General features: G+C 72.2%; 15 protein-coding genes. 10 read left to right on the top strand and 5 right to left on the bottom strand.

Translation table 11 applies throughout. From position 1 onward, the window contains the following. The first annotated feature begins 195 nt into the window (after positions 1-195). The 4 genes from ETD85_RS31085 to ETD85_RS31070 all read left to right on the top strand — a co-directional run bounded on the left by ETD85_RS31085 (position 196) and on the right by ETD85_RS31070 (position 5,634). On the top strand, positions 196-1,437 hold the full coding sequence (locus ETD85_RS31085) for a hypothetical protein (RefSeq protein ID WP_206058772.1): 1,242 nt from the start codon (positions 196-198) through the stop codon (positions 1,435-1,437). Between the two features lie 111 nt (positions 1,438-1,548). After that, positions 1,549-2,436: a hypothetical protein gene (locus tag ETD85_RS31080; protein WP_138693359.1), complete on the top strand. Its 888-nt coding sequence runs from the start codon at positions 1,549-1,551 to the stop codon at positions 2,434-2,436. Positions 2,437-2,498: 62 nt separating this feature from the next. Continuing rightward, complete coding sequence (locus ETD85_RS31075) at positions 2,499-3,680, top strand: damage-control phosphatase ARMT1 family protein (RefSeq protein WP_138693358.1); 1,182 nt, start codon at positions 2,499-2,501, stop codon at positions 3,678-3,680. Positions 3,681-3,762: 82 nt separating this feature from the next. Beyond that, on the top strand, positions 3,763-5,634 hold the full coding sequence (locus ETD85_RS31070) for a DUF2264 domain-containing protein (protein WP_138693357.1): 1,872 nt from the start codon (positions 3,763-3,765) through the stop codon (positions 5,632-5,634). A gap of 13 nt (positions 5,635-5,647) precedes the next feature. Here ETD85_RS31070 and ETD85_RS31065 read toward each other — a convergent pair whose 3' ends face one another. Genes ETD85_RS31065 through ETD85_RS31055 form a run of 3 tightly spaced genes read right to left on the bottom strand, consistent with a single transcriptional unit; the run spans position 5,648 to position 7,044 of the window. Further along, positions 5,648-6,298: a hypothetical protein gene (locus tag ETD85_RS31065; RefSeq protein ID WP_206058770.1), complete on the bottom strand. Its 651-nt coding sequence runs from the start codon at positions 6,296-6,298 to the stop codon at positions 5,648-5,650. 19 nt (positions 6,299-6,317) lie between these two features. Further along, complete coding sequence (locus ETD85_RS31060; RefSeq protein WP_240779547.1) at positions 6,318-6,623, bottom strand: STAS domain-containing protein; 306 nt, start codon at positions 6,621-6,623, stop codon at positions 6,318-6,320. After that, positions 6,613-7,044: an STAS domain-containing protein gene (locus tag ETD85_RS31055; RefSeq protein ID WP_138693355.1), complete on the bottom strand. Its 432-nt coding sequence runs from the start codon at positions 7,042-7,044 to the stop codon at positions 6,613-6,615. The genes ETD85_RS31060 and ETD85_RS31055 overlap by 11 nt, the downstream gene beginning before the upstream one ends. Positions 7,045-7,263: 219 nt before the next feature. Here ETD85_RS31055 and ETD85_RS31050 point away from each other — a divergent pair, with 219 nt between their 5' ends. Further along, the gene (locus tag ETD85_RS31050) at positions 7,264-7,590 is read left to right on the top strand and encodes a MarR family transcriptional regulator (RefSeq protein WP_138693354.1); all 327 of its coding nucleotides are present in this window, start codon (positions 7,264-7,266) and stop codon (positions 7,588-7,590) included. Here the strand turns inward: ETD85_RS31050 and ETD85_RS31045 are convergent. Together ETD85_RS31045 and ETD85_RS31040 are read right to left on the bottom strand one after the other, a co-directional pair. Beyond that, positions 7,587-7,970 (bottom strand): PPOX class F420-dependent oxidoreductase, encoded by a 384-nt coding sequence (locus ETD85_RS31045; protein ID WP_138693353.1) that lies wholly within the window; start codon positions 7,968-7,970, stop codon positions 7,587-7,589. The two genes, ETD85_RS31050 and ETD85_RS31045, sit on opposite strands and share 4 nt — an antisense overlap. Then, on the bottom strand, positions 7,967-9,379 hold the full coding sequence (locus tag ETD85_RS31040; RefSeq protein ID WP_170246924.1) for an MFS transporter: 1,413 nt from the start codon (positions 9,377-9,379) through the stop codon (positions 7,967-7,969). Before ETD85_RS31040 ends, ETD85_RS31045 begins: the two co-directional genes overlap by 4 nt. 173 nt (positions 9,380-9,552) lie before the next feature. On the opposite strand from ETD85_RS31040, the gene ETD85_RS31035 reads away from it, so the two are divergent. The 5 genes from ETD85_RS31035 to ETD85_RS31015 all read left to right on the top strand — a co-directional run bounded on the left by ETD85_RS31035 (position 9,553) and on the right by ETD85_RS31015 (position 13,981). Next, positions 9,553-10,539 carry a glutathione S-transferase C-terminal domain-containing protein gene (locus tag ETD85_RS31035; protein WP_138693351.1) on the top strand — a complete coding sequence of 329 codons (987 nt, stop codon included), beginning with the start codon at positions 9,553-9,555 and terminating at the stop codon, positions 10,537-10,539. Between the two features lie 197 nt (positions 10,540-10,736). Beyond that, a complete protein-coding gene (locus ETD85_RS31030; protein WP_138693350.1) occupies positions 10,737-11,285 on the top strand; it encodes a flavin reductase family protein in 549 nt (182 codons plus the stop codon). Then, complete coding sequence (locus tag ETD85_RS31025) at positions 11,285-12,148, top strand: amino acid ABC transporter permease (RefSeq protein ID WP_138693349.1); 864 nt, start codon at positions 11,285-11,287, stop codon at positions 12,146-12,148. Before ETD85_RS31030 ends, ETD85_RS31025 begins: the two co-directional genes overlap by 1 nt. Before the next feature lie 5 nt (positions 12,149-12,153). Then, positions 12,154-12,906 carry an amino acid ABC transporter ATP-binding protein gene (locus ETD85_RS31020; protein ID WP_138693364.1) on the top strand — a complete coding sequence of 251 codons (753 nt, stop codon included), beginning with the start codon at positions 12,154-12,156 and terminating at the stop codon, positions 12,904-12,906. 64 nt (positions 12,907-12,970) lie between these two features. Beyond that, on the top strand, positions 12,971-13,981 hold the full coding sequence (locus ETD85_RS31015) for an ABC transporter substrate-binding protein (protein ID WP_138693348.1): 1,011 nt from the start codon (positions 12,971-12,973) through the stop codon (positions 13,979-13,981). The last annotated feature ends 20 nt before the right edge of the window (positions 13,982-14,001 follow it).

Raw genomic sequence — 14,001 nt, 5'->3', positions numbered from 1 at the left:
GCCGCCGCTGACCCCTCACCCCCGGGAAGCCCGGTCGCCGTTGGTCTTGGGGGCCGGACTGCGGTGGTGCGGGCCTTTGAGGGAGCCGACCCTGCGACTCCGCCGTCCCCGGCCGACGTCGCCGATCTCGCGACCCCCGTGGGGCGCCGCTAGCATCGGCGGATGCCTGGACCGCCGACACCGCTTCCTCGCAGGATGCTGCGCTGGTCCCGGCGGCTGGCCGCCGTCGTCGTCAGCGTGTGCGCGCTGGCCGGCGTCGTACGCCTGGTCGCCCCCGCCACCGCCGCCTCCTCAGCGGATGAGCCGCCAGGGGTGCGGCGGCAGCTGGCGTTCCTGCGCGCGGAGCTGGACTCCGGCGCGGGCGAGCAGGCGCAGGCGCTGTTCCCCGAGGGGTATTTCTTCCTGCACGTCCTCTACGGCCTGACCTGGGTCGAGCTGGGCATGCGCGACCAGGCGGGCGAGCGGGAGGCGGCGCTGCGGGAGGCGCGGTGGGCGCTGGGGCGGCTGGAGTCCCCGGCGGGCCGGGCGCCGTTCAGCCCGGACCTCACCCCGTCGTACGGCGTCTTCTACCGCGGATGGTGCAACTGGCTGCGCGGCGGGGTGCTGAGCCTGCAACCGGCCGGCCGCCGGGACCCGGCCGAGCTGCGGCGCTTCGAGTCGGACTCCGCCGAGCTGGGCGAGACGTTCGACGACTCCGGCTCCCCGTACCTGGCGGCGTACCCGGGTCAGGCCTGGCCGGTCGACTCGACCGTGGCGATGGCGTCGCTGCGGCTGCACGACAGGCTGGCCACGACGCCCCGCTACTCGCGCACCACCGCCCGGTGGCTCCAGTCCGTACGCGCCCGGCTCGACCCCCGGACGGGACTGATGCCCCATCGCGTCGAGCCCGGCACCGGCGAGCCTGCCGAGGTCGCCAGGGGCAGCTCGCAGAGCATGATCCAGCGTTTCCTGCCGGACATCGACCCCGCCTTCGCCGCCGAGCAGTACACCCGCTTCCGCGACCGCTACGTCGTCACCCCGCTCGGCCTCGGACCGGCCGTGCGCGAGTACCCCGAGGGCATGGACGGCCCTGGCGACGTCGACTCGGGCCCGCTGCCGCTCGGCGTGAGCCTGTCGGCGACCGCGGTCACCTTGGGCGCCGCGCAGGCGCACGGCGACACCCCGCTCGCCTCGGCGCTGGCCAATTACGGGGAGCTGGCCGGGCTGCCGCTCGACACGCCGTGGACCAAACGGTACGCGTTCGGCCTGCTGCCGATCGGTGACGCGTTCCTGGCCTGGTCGAAGACCGCCCGCCCCTGGGTGGCGAGCCCGCCGGCGCCACCCGGAGCGAGCGTCGCCCCATGGTGGCGCGTCCCGCTGCTGGCGCTCCTGGCCCTCGCCGGCACCGCCCCCTGGCTGCCCGCGCTGAGACGCCGTGGACGCACCCGGCGTCCCTGACCGCTGCCAGCCCAGCTGCCTCATGCTTCATGGGTTTGTGTGCACTTTTACGTATTCGGCGGCTGGAGGCCGGAGCCTACTGAGTGCCGGGGGCCCAGAAGGAGAACTGGGATGAGGAAGATCGGCACGTCGGCGCGGCCCATCGGGCTGTTGCTCGCATTCACGCTCACCATCCTCTGCGGCGCGCTCACCGGCACGGCCTCGGCCGCCGTGCCGGGGCTGCAGATCGTGTCCGTGACAAGCTCCAGCAACTCGGACTTCTCGAAGGGAGTCTTCGCGGACTGCCCGAGCGGGAAGCAGGTCCTCGGCGCGGGGGGATCGGTCAACCAGGGCGGCAGCAAGGTGGTGATGGACCAGATCGTGCCCAGCTCGGGGCTGACCCGGGTGACGGTGTCCGCGCGGGAGACGGAGGCCGGCCTGGCCACCAACTGGTCGGTCACCGCGTACGCGATCTGCGCGAACCCGGTCGCCGGGCTGGAGCGGGTCACCGCGACCTGGTCCGCCGACTCCTCGGCTGCGAAGAACGTGACCGGCTCGTGCCCGGCGGGCAAGAACATCACCGGCATCGGCGGCTCGATCGGTGACGGAGAGGGCGAGGTCCTGCTCGAAACGGTCGCGCCGCTGATCACGATGACCTCGGGGCGGACGAGCGCGGCGGAGGACACGACCGGGTTCGCCGGCGACTGGTCGCTGACGACGTACGCGATCTGCGCCTCCCCGCTGCCCGGCCAGCAGGTGGTCGTCACGCACGGCCCGGACGACTCGGCCGGCATCAAGGACGCGCAGACGGCCTGCACCGGTGGCACGCGGACGATCGGGGTCGGCGGAGCGGTGTCGGTGCCGCCGCCCACGCTGGGCGCGCAGGGCAAGGTCGTGATGAGCCACGTCGTTCCCGTCACGTTGCCGCACGGCGCGCTGAGCAGCGGTAACGAGGTCGCGGGACAACCGTCGGCGTTCGTCTGGCACGCCTCGGCGTACGCCGTATGCGCCACGCCGTGAACGCGCGCGGCCGGGCCGCCGGCCCACGGCGGCGCCCGGCCGCGGGTGGCAAGGTAGGACGCATGAGCCAGCCGACTGTCCCGGACCGGGAAGCGCCCTCGATCACCTGCGACGAGCCGGGTTCGTTCCCCTGGCAGGTCTTCCACGTGCGCCATCCGGCCCTGATCCGCCGCCTCCTCGAGGCCCTGCCGTACGGGCAGGCCGAGCGGCAGGCGTTCGCCGCGCTGCTGCGGGAGTCGCAGCACGACCAGGTCGCCGCCCTGTCCCCGGAGGCGCCGGACTTCGAGCTGTGGCAGGTGTGGGGCAAGGAGCAGTACGGCCGGCCGTGGCGGCAGCAGGGCTTCCTGTGGTCGGAGTCCTACTTCTACCGCCGCCTTCTGCAGGCGGGTGGCTATTTCGGCGACGGCGGATGGCGCGGGGTTGACCTGTTCGCGCCGTTCAAGCACGCCGAGCTCGACGCCCCCGCCTTCACCGGCGACCTGGCCGCGCTCGATCGCCAGCACGCGCTCGCCGACGGGGAGCGGGAGCGGTCGCTGCTGATGACGGCGGTCTGGGGCAACCTGGCCGACCTGGGGTTCACGATCGCCGGGAAGGAGACCGGCGACACGGGCGCGCTGGCCGCCGACGATTCCGACCGGCTGTGGAAGCTGCTGGACGGCGGCCTGGTCACCGTGGTCGCCGACAACAGCGGGCGCGAGCTGCTGGCCGACCTGGTCCTCGTGGACCACCTGCTGGCCGCGGGGCGGGCGCGCGAGGTGAGCCTGCTGGTCAAGCCGCAGCCGTACTACATCTCCGACGCCACCCCGAGCGACGTGCTGGACTGCCTCGACCGGATGACCGGGGCGGCGGGGGCGGCGCCCAGGATCGGCGGCCGGCTCAGGCAGGCGCTGCGTGACGACCGCCTGCGCCTGCGGGCGCACCCCTTCGGCTGCGCGCCGCTGGGATACCGGGACATGCCGGGCGATCTGCGCGAGGAGTTCGCCGCCTCGACGGTGACGATCATGAAGGGCGACCTGAACTACCGGCGGCTGGCCGGCGACCGGCTCTGGCCGCCGACGACCCCGTTCGCCGAGGTCACCGCCTATTTCCCGGGCCCGGTCGCGGCCCTGCGCACGGTCAAGTCCGAGGTCGTCACGGGCCTCGACCGGCGCACGGCCGCCGAGCTGGAGGCCGCCGACCCGTCGTGGCGCACCAGCGGCACCCACGCCGTCATCCAGGTGGCCACGCCCCGCGACCGGGAGTGATTTGCCCTCGCGACCGGGAGTGCGGGGACGATCGCGCACCGCCCGCCGTTGCGGCAATTAGGGATGGCCTAGTATCCGCTTTATGTCGCTACACCTCCCGCCGGCCGACACGGAACGATCCCCTCTCACCGGATGGACCCGCGCACACTGGGAGGCGGTGGCGGACCACCTGCTGGCCTCCGTGGTCCCGTACGCGACAGACGGCTACGCCCAGTACCGCCTGCCGGGACGGACGAGCCGCTCGGGTCCGGTCAGCGACGGCCTGGAGGGGTTCGCGCGCACGTTCCTGCTGGCCGCGTTCCGGATCGCCGGAGCGCGCGGCGCGGTGCCGGCCGCCCTGCTGGAGCGCTACGCCGGCGGGCTGGTGGCCGGGACCGATCCCGCGCACCCCTACGCCTGGCCCGCGCTGGCCGACATGTCCCAGCAGCTGGTGGAGGCGGCCTCGGTGGCGCTGGCGCTGCACGAGACCCGCCCCTGGCTGTACGACCGGCTGACCCCGGCCCAGCGGGAGCGGGTGGTGTCGTGGCTGGCCGGGTTCATCGGCAAGCGCACCCCCGACAACAACTGGGTGCTGTTCCGGGTGATCGTGGAGCAGTTCCTGGCCGAGGTCGGCGGCCCGCACCGGCCGGAGGAGATCGACGGCGGCCTGGAGCGGATCGAGGAGTGGTATGCCGGCGACGGCTGGTACTCCGACGGTAAGGGCAAGAACTTCGACTACTACGCCGGCTGGGCCCTGCACCTCTACCCGTCGCTGTGGGCGCGCATGGCCGGCGACACGGACCGCCAGGAGCTCTACGCCGCGCGGCTGCACCGCTTCCTCGGCCAGTACCAGCACTTCTTCGCCGCCGACGGCGGGCCCGTGCACCAGGGGCGCTCGCTGACCTACCGGTTCGCGACGGTGGCGCCGCTGTGGCTGGGCGCGCTGACCGGCGCCTCGCCGCTGCCGCCCGGCCGGACGCGGCGGATCGCCAGCGGCGCGCTGCGCCACTTCGCCGAGCGCGGCGCGCCGGACGAGCGCGGCCTGCTCACCCTCGGCTGGTACGGCCCGTTCCTGCCCCTCACCCAGGACTACTCGGGCCCGGCCTCGCCCTACTGGGCCAGCAAGGCGTTCCTCGGCCTGCTGCTGCCGCCCGAGCACCCGGCCTGGACCGCCAGGGAGATCGAGGCGCCCGTGGACCTGGCCGACCAGACGGTGTCCATGCCCGCACCCGGCTGGCTGCTGCACGCCACCGCGGACGACGGCATCGTACGGCTCGTCAACCACGGCAGCGACCGCGACCGCGTCCAGGAGGCGGGAGGCACGCCCGATCCCCACTACCTCAAGCTCGCCTACACCACGCACACGGGCCCTGAGGTGGGGGAGAAGGCGCGGGGCGCGGACAATCACCTGGCCGTCGTGGCCCCCGACGGGACCTTCTCGCGCCGGCGGCGCATCCAGCCGCTCGCCCTGTCCGACCGGTTCGCCGCCTCCGCCTACCGGGACGAGCTGCCGGCGGGGCCCGTGCACGTGGTGACGGCCTCGGTCGTCGACGGGGCCGCGGAGATCAGGATCCACCAGGTCACGGCCCCCGCAGGGCACCAGGTCAGGGACGGCGGCCACGCGGTGGCGGCGCCCGCCCCGCTCGACCTGCACGACGGCTCGGGGCTGGCGCTGGCGCGGCGCGCGGACGGGCTGACGAGCGCCGTACGAGCCCTGCGCGGCTACACCGGCACCGGGCTCGTGACCGCGCAGGGCGCCAACGCCTACGGCGCGCACTCGGCCACGCCCTACGTCGTCGCCGACGCCCATCCGGGCGGGACGGCGGTCTACATCAGCCTCGTGTGGCTCGCCGCGACCGGCCAGGAGCCGCCCACGCCGGACGTACGCGTCGAGGGCGACCGGGTCACGCTGTCCCTGCCCGGCGGGGACAAGGTGACGGTCCGCCTCGGCGACGTCCCCTCCTGCGAACGCTGAGCGGGCGGGAGCGTCAGACCAGCCCCACCATGAAGCCCTCGTCCCGGATCCCCAGATACGCGGCCGGACGCCACTGCCGCATCGCCCGCTCGATCACCGGGATGTACTTGGGGTTCGAGCCGAGCGGCAGCCGGTAGCCGTTCTCGACCGTGTGGAACTCCCACAGGTGCTCCATCTCCGGGTGGCGCGAGCGGAAGCCCGCGTCGGCGGGGAACAGGTCGAGCCGGACCATCGTCTTGCGGAACAGGTAGTCGGCCGGTTTGACCCGGCGCTGCCGCGTGCGCGAGATGCCCACCCCGGACAGCTCGCCCCACGGCACGGCCCAGGGCCGGCCCTGCGGATCGTCCCAGCGCACCCCGAACCCGTCGAGTACGAGCCTGCGCGGCCGGCTGACCCTGCGCCAGGCGATGATCGGCGACAGGCCGATGAGCAGGAAGACGAGCCCGAGTATCGCGACCACCACCCCGGTGCCCGCGCCGCCCGTCACCTGGCCGGTGAGCGCCGAGAAGATCGCCATGAGCCCGATCACGCCCGCGACGGAGCCGCCGGCCAGCGCCTTCACCTTGGCGTCGCCGCCGACGTCGAGCACCGCGGCCTGCGGCGCGAAGCCGGCGTGCTGGGGTCCCGGGCGCTGAGGGCCGGGCTGCTGAGGGCCGTACGTCATGAAAAATCACGTTAGCCCGTCACCCGGAGATCTTGGTCAGTGCCGCGGAGAGGGCCTGGTCGACCGTGTGGTGCACGGACAGGTGCGCGTGCACACCGGTGATCTCCATCAGCCTGGCCGGGACGGCCTGCAGGGCGGCCAGGCGGAGCTCGCCGCCCTGGCCGAGACAGTCCTGATGGCAGCTCAGCAGGGCCCGCAGGCCGCTGCTGTCCATGAATGCCAGCCCGGCCAGGTCGAGCACCACCTGATCGGCCGGTCGCTGACGGCTCCGGCACAGGTAGTCCGCCACCTTGGCGTGATTGGTGATGTCCAGCTCACCGGTCACGGAGATCACCGTCACTCCGGGCAGGTGCTGGTGGGCCAGTGTCAGTTCGGCAGCCATAGCCGTCTCCCCGTTCTACGAAAGAAGGCAGACCCAGGAGGCGCATCAGACGGTCGATCTGGTGCGGTGTGTCGCGGATGACGGTGGGACCGAGGCCGGCGAAGAAGGAGAGCGCCCGTACTCCCGCGATGTCGGCGAACGCGACCTGCCCGAGGTCGACGACGAGGCGTTCATCGATGTGCCTGGCCCGGTCGAGGGTACGCAGCAGCTCGGCGACATTGGTTCGGTCGATCTCGCCGACGATCCGGACGACGGAGTGGCCGGGTGTCACGGTGCAGGTGACGTGCAGCATGTCATCGAGATAGAGCAGCTGCTCGGGCCCGGCCAACGTGTGTGCCCGGTCTGGCGGACGCACGCCGGTCACGGAGTACGTCCGAGGTGTGTCGTCGTGGCTACGCACGGCCTGTGTGACATCGCAATTCCCTGATCACGCTGACAGTCGGCGAGAGCGAACCGGTCGAGTTCAGGCTATCTTCGTAGGAAGATTACCTGAATAGCTTTTCTGTAGAAAATTTTCGGCCAAGGATCATCGGCGTCCCGCCCGCGGACCCGCCGCTCTGGTGCCGGGAGGAGCAGCAGGATCATGGATCATGTGACCGAGCAGCGTTCCGGGTGGACGTTCCTCACCAATCATGCGCGCGTGCTGCTGGCCATCGCGGCCGACCCGATGGTGCGGGTGCGTGACATCGCGGCCAACATCGGCATCACCGAGCGGGCCGCGCAGGGCATCGTCAGAGATCTGGAGGAGGCCGGCTACCTGCGGCGCAGCCGGGTCGGGCGGCGCAACCGCTATCAGATCATCCCGCACCGCCCCTTTCGCCATCCCGCCGAGGGCGACATGCCCGTCCAGGCGCTCATCGACCTCTTCACCCACCGCGACCAGCCCGGCGCCGTGGCGGAAGGCGGCTAGACGTCGCGGGCGCGGTAGGTGTCCTCGATGCTCGCCCCGCTCTCCAGCCCCCAGCTCACGATGCGGCCGGGGCGCAGCAGGATCCGCGGCAGGCTCCCCTCGACGGCCTCGGCGCGCCCCCGCACCTCCACCCCGCGCGGGCGCCACGGCGGCAGCACGTCGTCGATGACCAGGGCCGCGACGCCGGTCCGCAGCACGTCCCTGAACTTCTTCGACCGGCCGAAGTTGCGGCCGCTGATCTCGATGACCGTCCCCGCGGCGTCCAGGGACCAGCCCACCGGCGCCACATGCGGCAGGCCGTCGGGTCCGACGGTGGCCAGCCGCCCCAGCAGCTGCCCGGCGCGCAGGTAGGCCAGCTCGGCCGCGCTGAAGACGCTCATGCGCGCTCGCTCACGGGCTGGGCGGCGACGGTCGCGGCGCCGCGGCGTACGGCGAAGGGCGAGATCGCGACCCCCAGCACGGCCACGGCCGCGGCCAGCCAGAACAGGCCGGTGAAGGCGGAGCCGGGAACCGGCCCCGTCCCGCCGGTGGCGACCACGGCGGCGGCGAGCTGGCTGCCGACGACGCCGCCGACCGTGCGGATGATGTTGTTGATGCCGTTGGCGGTGCCGGTCCTGGCCGGCGGCACGATGTCGGAGATCAGCTTGGGCAGTGCCCCCATGACCAGGCCCGACCCGGCGCCGACCACGCCGTAGAACACCAGGTGCTGCCAGTAGTCGGCATGAGCGAGGGCGAGCAGGGCCGAGCCGGCCGCGAAGATCGCGAATCCGCCCGCGAGGGGCCAGCGCGACCCGAGCGCCGCCGAGATCCGGCCGAGCGCCAGGCCCGCCGGGATGATGGCCAGCATGCCGGGCAGCATCAGCAGCCCCGCGACCGTGATCGAGGCCCCGAAACCGGTCCCGTCCGCCCCCGGCTCCTGCTGGGCGAACATGGGCAGCGCCAGGTAGAAGAAGTACGATCCCGCGCCGAACACCAGGGCGGCGGCGTGCGTGGCCAGCATCGGCCGGTCGGTCAGCTCGGCGACGTCGATGAGCGGGTCGCGCCTGACCCGTTCCACCGCGATGAGCACCGCGACCAGCACCGCGCCGAGCGCGAACAGGCCCAGCACGCCCGCCGACGTCCAGCCCCACGAGGGCCCCTGGGTGAGGGCGAGCAGCACCGCGACGAGGCTCAGGCCGAGCAGCGCCGCGCCGACCAGGTCGAGCCGGCCCGCGGCGGCGGGCCGGCCGCCCGGCACCCACCGGGCCACCATCGCGAGGCTGATCAGCGCGAGCAGCGCCCCGAGCACGAACAGGAACCGCCACGACAGGTGGTCGGCCAGCAGCCCGCCGACCACCAGGCCGGCCCCCGCCCCGGCCCCGACGATGCCGGAGACCAGCCCCATCGCGGACGGCAGCCGCTCGCGGGGCAGCGTCTCGCGCAGGATCGCCATCGACAGCGGCACCAGCGCCAGCGCCGCGCCCTGGACGACCCGGGCGGCGATGAGCTGGCCGACGTTCTGGGCCGCCGCCGCGCCGGCCATCCCGAGGGCGTTGGCGGCCAGCACGCCGATCATCACCCGCCGCCGGCCGTACAGGTCGCCCATGCGGCCGAGCAGCGGCGTCAGCACCGCGCTGGACAGCAGGAACGCGCTGAGGATCCAGGCCGACCACGTCGGAGTCGTGCCCAGCTCCCGGGTCAGCAGGCCCAGGGCGGGGACCACCACCGTCTGCATCAGGGAATAGCCGAAGACGGCGGTGACGAGCGCCGGCACGATCCCGGAGCCGCGGGCGTCCGGAGACATGGTCATGGAACGCACCCTTTCCAAATAGTTCGACATAGCGAATAGTGCGTGATGCGAACTAAATTAGTTGGTGGCACGAACCATCGTCAACCCGGATTTGTCCCCCGATGTCCGTTGACAGATAAACCTAGTTTTCCTACTGTTTGACTAGGTATTGCATCGGGACGAGGAGTCCAGCCATGACCGCCGCCTCCACAGGAGTGCCGACCTACGCCAGCCCGGTCGACCTCGACACCTACGGTCCGTACGGACCGGGCCGCCTGCACACCTCCGCGGGCTGGGACCGGCCGATCTACCCCTTCCAGGGCCGCGTGACCGCCGACGGGTCCAGTGGTTTCCGCGCCGAGCCCGGCCGCTACCACCTCTACGTCGCCTGGGTCTGCCCGTGGGCCCAGCGTACGGCGATCGTGCGAAAGCTCAAGGGGCTGGAGGAGGTGGTGTCCCTGTCGTACGTGGACGACGAGCGGGACGGCCGCGGCTGGGCCTTCCGCGAGCGCCGCGGCGCGGACCCCGTCAACGGCTTCGCCTTCATCGAGCAGGCCTACGACGCGACCGAGCCCGGCTATCCCGGCCACATCTCGGTCCCGGTGCTGTGGGACCGCCAGACCGGCAAGATCGTCAGCAACAACTTCCCCGACATCACCATCGACCTCGGCACCGCGTTCGACGAGTGGGCCGGCGCCTCGGCCGACCTCTACCCGCGCGCGCTGCGCCCGCAGATCGACGAGCTCAACGCGGAGATCTACCAGGACGTCAACAACGGCCCCTACAAGGTGGCGGGCGCGACGACCCAGGACGACTACGAGGAGCTGCGCCACCGCGTCATCGCCGCGCTCGAACGGCTGGAGGAGCGGCTGGGCGAGCGCAGGTTCCTGTTCGGGGACCGGATCACCGAGTCGGACGTGCGGCTGTGGCCGACGCTGGCCAGGTTCGACCTCGGCTACAACCCGCTCGCCAAGATCAGCGAGCGCGCGCTGACCGACTTCCCGCACCTGTGGGGCTACGCCCGCGACCTCTACCAGCGGCCCGCCTTCCGCGACACGACGGACTTCGCCGCCCTGCGGTTCTCGCAGGGGCCCAAGCCGTCCTTCCTCAACGAGGGGCCCGAGCGGATCGTCGTCGAGCCGGTCGAAGCCGACTGGGAGGCGCCGCACCACCGCGGGTAGGCCCCGTACCGACCCACCCTTCCTCCGCCCTGGCGTGGCCGACGGCGCCCATGCCCCCGCTACGACATCCCTTCCGCGCAGTTTCCATCGGAGGAAACCATCGTGACCTGCACGTGCGCCCACCCGGCGCGGCCGCTGCCCGCCCTCGCCGACCCCGAATCCGAATCCGAATCCGAGACCAGGCAAGTGGCGAGCGCATGACCGAGACCCTCCCCGCCCGTTCCAGCGGCCCGGCACGCGCCCTCGACGCCGACGGCTTCCGCCGCGCCCTGGCCGTGCACGCGGCCGGCGTCGTCGTCATCACCGCGCAGAGCCGGAGCGTCCCCGTCGGGCTGACGGCGACGTCGTTCTCCTCGGTCAGCCTGGACCCGCCGCTGGTGTCGTTCTATGTGGACCGCTCCTCGACCACCTGGCCCTCGCTGCGGGCGGCGGATCACTTCGCGGTGAACGTGCTGGCCAGCGACCAGGCCGAGCTGGCTTCGAGGTTCGCGCGCAAGGACGTGGACCGCTTCGCCGAGCCCACCAGGTGGCACCCGGGCCCGCTGGGCGCGCCGCTGCTCCAGGACGTCTCCGCGCACCTGATCTGCCTGCCGCACGAGACCGTGGACGTGGGCGACCACATCCTCGTCGTCGGGCTGGTCGCCGAGGCCAGGGTGCACGGCCCCGGCCGTCCCCTCCTCTACCACCAGGGCCGCTTCGGCCGCTTCATCGCCCACCCGGAGGCGCACCCAGAAGAGAGGGCCTGATGACGGTCCACGGCTTACGGGCCCGGCCGCGCCAGGAGGAGCGGCCGCTGCAGGTGGTCACCGCCCGGCACCCGCTGCGCTGGGTGGCCGCCGCGGGCGTGCTGGTCCTGCTGGCGATGGCGGCCAGCGCGCTCGTCACCAACCCCGCGTGGGAGTGGGAGGTCGTCGGGGCGTACCTGTTCGCCCCGTCGGTGGTCCGGTCCGTCCTGGTCACGCTGGAGCTGACCGTGATGGGCATCGTGCTCGGCTTCGCCCTGGGCACGGTGCTGGCGCTGATGCGGCTCTCGGCCAACCGGCTGCTGTCGTCGGTGGCGTGGACGTACGTCTGGCTGTTCCGGTCGGTGCCGCTGATCCTGCAACTGCTGTTCTGGTACAACCTCGCGCTGCTGTATCCCCGGCTGTCGGTCGGCGTCCCGTTCGGCCCCGCGTTCTTCGACTTCGGGACGATGGACCTGGTCAGCCCGCTGGCCGCGGCGGTGCTCGGGCTGTCGCTGCACCAGGCCGCGTACGCCGCCGAGATCGTCCGCGGCGGCCTGCTCTCGGTGGACCACGGGCAGCGGGAGGCCGCCGCCGCGCTGGGAATCCCGCGGCTGCGGCGGTTGTTCCGGATCATCCTGCCGCAGGCCATGCGGACCATCGTCCCCAACGCGGGCAACGAGATCATCGGCCTGGTGAAGGGCACCTCGGTGGTCTACATCATGGCGCTGCCCGAGCTCTTCTACCAGGTGCAGGTGATCTACAGCCGCACCGGCAGGGTGATGGCCCTGCTGCTGGTCGCGGCCATCTGGTACCTCATACTGACCACCGTCCTGTCCGTCGTCCAGCACTACGTCGAGCGCCACTACGGCAGGGGGCGCGCGTGAGCGGGATGGTGGAGCTGCGCGACGTGCACAAGAGCTTCGGCTCCCTGCACGTGCTGCGCGGGGTGGACCTGACGGTGCCGCGCGGCCACGTCACGGTCATCCTCGGGCCTTCCGGCTCGGGCAAGTCCACGCTGCTGCGCACGATCAACCACCTGGAGAAGGTGGATCGCGGCTCGGTGCGGGTCGACGGGCAGCTGCTCGGCTACCGCCGCGCCGGCGACCGGCTGTACGAGCTCAGGGAGCGCGAAGTCCTGCGCCAGCGCACCCAGATCGGGTTCGTCTTCCAGAGCTTCAACCTCTTCCCCCATCTCACCGTCAGCCAGAACGTGGCCGAGGCGCCGCTGTCGGCGCAGCGCAGACCGCGTACGGAGGTCGAGCCGCTGGTCGGGCGGCTGCTCGACCGCGTGGGGCTGGCGGACAAGGCCGGCGACTACCCGCGTACGCTCTCCGGCGGCCAGCAGCAGCGCGTCGCCATCGCCAGGGCGCTCGCCCTGGAGCCCAAGGTGCTGCTGTTCGACGAGCCGACCTCCGCGCTCGACCCCGAGCTGGTGGGGGAGGTGCTGGACGTCATCAAGGACCTGGCCCGCAGCGGGACCACCATGATCGTGGTCACGCACGAGATCGGGTTCGCCCGCGAGGTGGCCGACACGGTCGCGTTCATGGACGCCGGCCGCATCGTCGAGATCGGCCCGCCCGCGCAGATCCTGGACGACCCCGAGCACGAACGCACCCGGGCCTTCATCGGCAAGGTCCTCTGAACCCCGTCCGAGTCCCGGCAAGCCCCTCTGTACCGGCAAGGTCCTCCGGAAAGGAACCGAGACCATGCGCGCTGTCTACGCACGGGCGCTGGCCGTGCCCGCCCTCCTCCTCCTGCCGCTCGCCGTGGCGGCGTGCGGCGCCGACCCCGTGCTCGCCCCCAAGGCCGGCACCGCCGGCACGGCCCCGGCGGCCACCGGCTCTCCCGCCGGCACGGGCCCGTCGATCAACCTCGGGCCCGACCAGAAGCGGTTACGGACCGAGAAGGTCGCGGCCATCGCGGCCCAGGTGCCGGCGGCCGTCGCCGAGGACGGCAGGCTCACCGTCGGCTTCAACGGCGAGGGCGCCCCGCCGCTGGTGTTCCCGGCCACCGACGACACGACCCTGATCGGCGCCGAGACCGACCTGGCCCAGCTCGTGGCCGACGTGCTCGGCCTGGAGTTCGCCCCGCAGACCACCTCGTGGGAGAACCTCTTCCTGGCCACCAAGTCCAGCAAGTACGAGGTCGTCTTCAACAACGTCACCGTCACCGAGGAGCGCAAGGACACCTACGACTTCGCGACGTACCGGATCGACCAGCTCGGCTGGCAGGTCACCGCGAGCAGCCCGATCAAGGAGATCGCCAAGCCCGCCGACATCGCCGGGCTGCGGGTCTCGGTCGGCTCCGGCACGAACCAGGAGAAGATCCTGCTCGACTGGGACAAGCAGAACCGGGCGGCAGGCCTCAAACCGGTCGAGATCCTCTACTACCAGAAGTACGGCGACGTGCTCCTCGCCCTCAAGTCGGGACGCGTCCAGGCGTACTTCGGGCCGAACCCGGCCATCGCCTACAACATCGCCGTCAGCGGCGACTCGCGGATCGTCGGCACGGCCTCCGGCGCCGGGCCCAGCCTGCAGGGGCTCATCGCGGCGATGACGAAGAAGGACAACGGCCTGGTCAAGCCGCTCAACGAGGCGCTGAACACGGTGATCCAGAACGGCAGGTACCGGGAGGTGCTCGACCGGTGGGGGCTCGGCAACGAGGCGATCCCGAAGTCCGAGATCAACCCGCCCGGCCTGCCCCGGCAGGCTGAGTGACCATCAAGTCCACTAAATAA

The sequence above is a fragment of the Nonomuraea zeae genome, assembly GCF_005889725.1.
Taxonomy (GTDB): Bacteria; Actinomycetota; Actinomycetes; order Streptosporangiales; family Streptosporangiaceae; genus Nonomuraea; species Nonomuraea zeae.
The sequence above is the reverse complement of the archived record's forward strand: the minus strand, read 5'-3'. Positions and strand labels throughout refer to the sequence as shown.

Bases quoted from the DNA above. Each gene is read 5' to 3' on its own strand.
- ETD85_RS31025 (WP_138693349.1), top strand. From the start codon at position 11,285: ATGACGGTCCACGGCTTACGGGCCCGGCCGCGCCAGGAGGAGCGGCCG.
- ETD85_RS31080 (WP_138693359.1), top strand. From the start codon at position 1,549: ATGAGGAAGATCGGCACGTCGGCGCGGCCCATCGGGCTGTTGCTCGCA.
- ETD85_RS31085 (WP_206058772.1), top strand. From the start codon at position 196: ATGCTGCGCTGGTCCCGGCGGCTGGCCGCCGTCGTCGTCAGCGTGTGC.
- ETD85_RS31075 (WP_138693358.1), top strand. From the start codon at position 2,499: ATGAGCCAGCCGACTGTCCCGGACCGGGAAGCGCCCTCGATCACCTGC.
- ETD85_RS31040 (WP_170246924.1), bottom strand. From the start codon at position 9,379: ATGACCATGTCTCCGGACGCCCGCGGCTCCGGGATCGTGCCGGCGCTC.
- ETD85_RS31045 (WP_138693353.1), bottom strand. From the start codon at position 7,970: ATGAGCGTCTTCAGCGCGGCCGAGCTGGCCTACCTGCGCGCCGGGCAG.
- ETD85_RS31015 (WP_138693348.1), top strand. From the start codon at position 12,971: ATGCGCGCTGTCTACGCACGGGCGCTGGCCGTGCCCGCCCTCCTCCTC.
- ETD85_RS31030 (WP_138693350.1), top strand. From the start codon at position 10,737: ATGACCGAGACCCTCCCCGCCCGTTCCAGCGGCCCGGCACGCGCCCTC.
- ETD85_RS31065 (WP_206058770.1), bottom strand. From the start codon at position 6,298: ATGACGTACGGCCCTCAGCAGCCCGGCCCTCAGCGCCCGGGACCCCAG.
- ETD85_RS31020 (WP_138693364.1), top strand. From the start codon at position 12,154: ATGGTGGAGCTGCGCGACGTGCACAAGAGCTTCGGCTCCCTGCACGTG.
- ETD85_RS31035 (WP_138693351.1), top strand. From the start codon at position 9,553: ATGACCGCCGCCTCCACAGGAGTGCCGACCTACGCCAGCCCGGTCGAC.
- ETD85_RS31070 (WP_138693357.1), top strand. From the start codon at position 3,763: ATGTCGCTACACCTCCCGCCGGCCGACACGGAACGATCCCCTCTCACC.
- ETD85_RS31050 (WP_138693354.1), top strand. From the start codon at position 7,264: ATGGATCATGTGACCGAGCAGCGTTCCGGGTGGACGTTCCTCACCAAT.